General features: G+C 50.6%; 4 protein-coding genes. All 4 read left to right on the forward strand.

Annotated features, from left to right (window positions below; translation table 11 throughout):
- The first annotated feature begins 112 nt into the window (after nt 1-112).
- From VIP81_RS01605 to VIP81_RS01620, 4 genes are read left to right on the forward strand one after another with little or no spacing between them, the layout of a single operon-like run.
- A complete protein-coding gene (locus tag VIP81_RS01605) occupies nt 113-970 on the forward strand; it encodes an ORF6N domain-containing protein (RefSeq protein WP_331956728.1) in 858 nt (285 codons plus the stop codon).
- Nucleotides 970-1,533, forward strand: a complete 564-nt coding sequence (locus tag VIP81_RS01610) for a hypothetical protein (protein ID WP_331956729.1) — start codon at nt 970-972, stop codon at nt 1,531-1,533. The genes VIP81_RS01605 and VIP81_RS01610 overlap by 1 nt, the downstream gene beginning before the upstream one ends.
- Nucleotides 1,530-1,895 (forward strand): hypothetical protein, encoded by a 366-nt coding sequence (locus tag VIP81_RS01615; protein WP_311027503.1) that lies wholly within the window; start codon nt 1,530-1,532, stop codon nt 1,893-1,895. The genes VIP81_RS01610 and VIP81_RS01615 overlap by 4 nt, the downstream gene beginning before the upstream one ends.
- Nucleotides 1,879-2,136 (forward strand): excisionase family protein, encoded by a 258-nt coding sequence (locus tag VIP81_RS01620; RefSeq protein WP_100776975.1) that lies wholly within the window; start codon nt 1,879-1,881, stop codon nt 2,134-2,136. The genes VIP81_RS01615 and VIP81_RS01620 overlap by 17 nt, the downstream gene beginning before the upstream one ends.
- The last annotated feature ends 113 nt before the right edge of the window (nt 2,137-2,249 follow it).

The raw sequence follows: 2,249 nt of genomic DNA on the forward strand, positions 1-2,249 counted from the left end.
CCTGGCTCGAAAGCGCGAAATGCAAAAGTGGACCAAAAAATACGACGCATGGGTAGCCCATCGTGACCAATTGATGAAACAGAAACCGTTTTAGGGGAAATCGGAAATGGCTATGAAAACTGAATTGGCACCGGTGGCCGCACGTGACCTGCAAATCATCGAGTATCGCGGCCAGCGGGTGGTGACCACTGAGCAAATGGCTGCGGGGTATGGTGCCACGGAGAAGATGATCAGCAATAACTTCTCGCGCAACCAAACTCGCTTTGTTGAGGGAAAACATTATTTCGATGTTGAAGGCGAAGAACTACTGACCCTGAAGAACTCCCCCTCATTTAGAGGGGCAGTTGATAAACGCACTCCCCGTCTACGTCTTTGGACAGAGCGCGGCGCGGCCAACCACGCGAAGATGCTGGAAACCGATCAGGCGTGGGGCTATCACGAGGACCTGGTGGACTTCTATTTCACTCAGCGTGACGCGATCAACGCACCGGCAGCCCAGATACCTATTAGCCGAAAAGAGTTGGCGCTGATGGTGATCGAAGCAGAAGAGCGCGCCGAAGCTGCTGCCATCGAAAATAAAACGCTAAGCGTCACGGTTGAGAACCTGGAAAAGCACTTTACCAAAGGCATGACACTTCCAGCGTTCTGCAAAGCACTTAACGGCGTTAACACCAGCAAAATCACCTGGTGGGCTTTCCTGCGGGGCTGGCTTTATAACGAACAACCAGACCCGGAGAAGGAACCTCGCTGGAGAGTTAAATCTTATGCTCGCGACAAGTATCTGACCGAGCAGGATATTCAGATTAAAGATGTCGGAAAGGAACCTTTTACCAAAAAGAAAGTTGTGCTGTTGCTGAAGGGTACGCACCGACTTTATCAGCTCTACCTCAAAGGCGAGCTACCAATGAAAGCTACATGGAACGGCGAATACAGCCACGACAAAGCCATTTACACTCCGGAGGTAAAATAATGCTCATCTATACCGACATTCTCCGCGCCGCCCTATGCTGCGTAGCCAGCGAAAAGGAAGAACGCACCTACCTGCGAGGGGTACGCATCACCCCTTCCCACATTCAGGCATGTAACGGGGTTGCGATGGTATCAATGGAGCACGGCGACAGTACCGACATTGACGGTGTTTTTCTGCTGAAAGGCGATATCCCGGATAACGTAGAGGTGACGATTATCGACCTTCTGAAAGATGGTTGGATGGCGATTCACTTTGATGAATTCGAGAAGGCTGTGGGCTCATCGACATTAGCGAAGATCGAATGCAGTTACCCGGATTTGGAAAAATTGATGACTCCCAGGCCTGAGCGATGCGACGAGTTACCAATGTTCTCCTCAACCCTTCTCGATCTTCCATATCGCATGTTTGGATCGGCTGCACTCAAATTCAAGCCACTCGGGAAATCTGCACCATGTCAGATAATGCTCGACCCGGTAATTAATGAATACTTCGGCAATCCCTTCCTGGCTTTGATGCCACTGCGGGAAGATGCCTTTGAGCAAATCTCAGAGGTTCTGAAATGATGGAACGCACAAAAATCAATACTGAGTCGCTGAAGACAATTACCGAATGCCTGGAGCAGCTGGCGCTGGCTGAAGAAAGCATTATCTCTATAGATGGCCAGCTCCTGAAGCAGGATGCCGATCCTGATTGGCGCAAACGGGCTGAAAATGCCAGACGGACAGTACAGCAAAAGAAGCGCATCGTTATGTCCCGCCTGGCTGTTCTGCGCCAGCAGGAAAAAGAACGTAACCTGCAGCTGCACCAGCAGCACAGCGATTTTCTGGTTAAGGCCCTGCGCGAAATTGTAACGCCCTCTTCTTTTGAGCGGTGTGTGCGTATAGCAAAAGAAAAAGTGGAGGAGATTCATGCAAACCAGTGCTGATATCGTTCTTCTGGTGCCGAATGACTGGGTTAGCGAAAAAGTTCTGATTGCGGTTACCGGGCTCAAGCCCGGTACCATCACCCGGGCCAGAAAAGAATCATGGCTGCTTGGCCGCGAGTACCTGCACATTTCGCCAGATGGTAATCCCAAGCCTTCCAGCGAGTGTATGTATAACAGGAAAGCCGTAGATCAGTGGATCGAGGCTCAGAAAAAAAATCAACCAGGTGCGAAGACAGCATGAAAAGCAGTACACTCGTCGATGCTCCTGGACGTCAGGAGGGATTAATGGCTTTAACATCATACCCAACAGGCGTCGAAAACCACGGCGGTTCGCTCCGCATCTGGTTTCTTTAT

The sequence above is a fragment of the Chitinophaga sp. genome, assembly GCF_036566945.1.
Classification (GTDB): domain Bacteria; phylum Bacteroidota; class Bacteroidia; order Chitinophagales; family Chitinophagaceae; genus Chitinophaga.

Excerpts from the sequence above, each read along its gene's own strand:
- VIP81_RS01615 (WP_311027503.1), top strand. The coding sequence starts at position 1,530 with ATGATGGAACGCACAAAAATCAATACTGAGTCGCTGAAGACAATTACC.
- VIP81_RS01610 (WP_331956729.1), top strand. The coding sequence starts at position 970 with ATGCTCATCTATACCGACATTCTCCGCGCCGCCCTATGCTGCGTAGCC.
- VIP81_RS01605 (WP_331956728.1), top strand. The coding sequence starts at position 113 with ATGAAAACTGAATTGGCACCGGTGGCCGCACGTGACCTGCAAATCATC.
- VIP81_RS01620 (WP_100776975.1), top strand. The coding sequence starts at position 1,879 with ATGCAAACCAGTGCTGATATCGTTCTTCTGGTGCCGAATGACTGGGTT.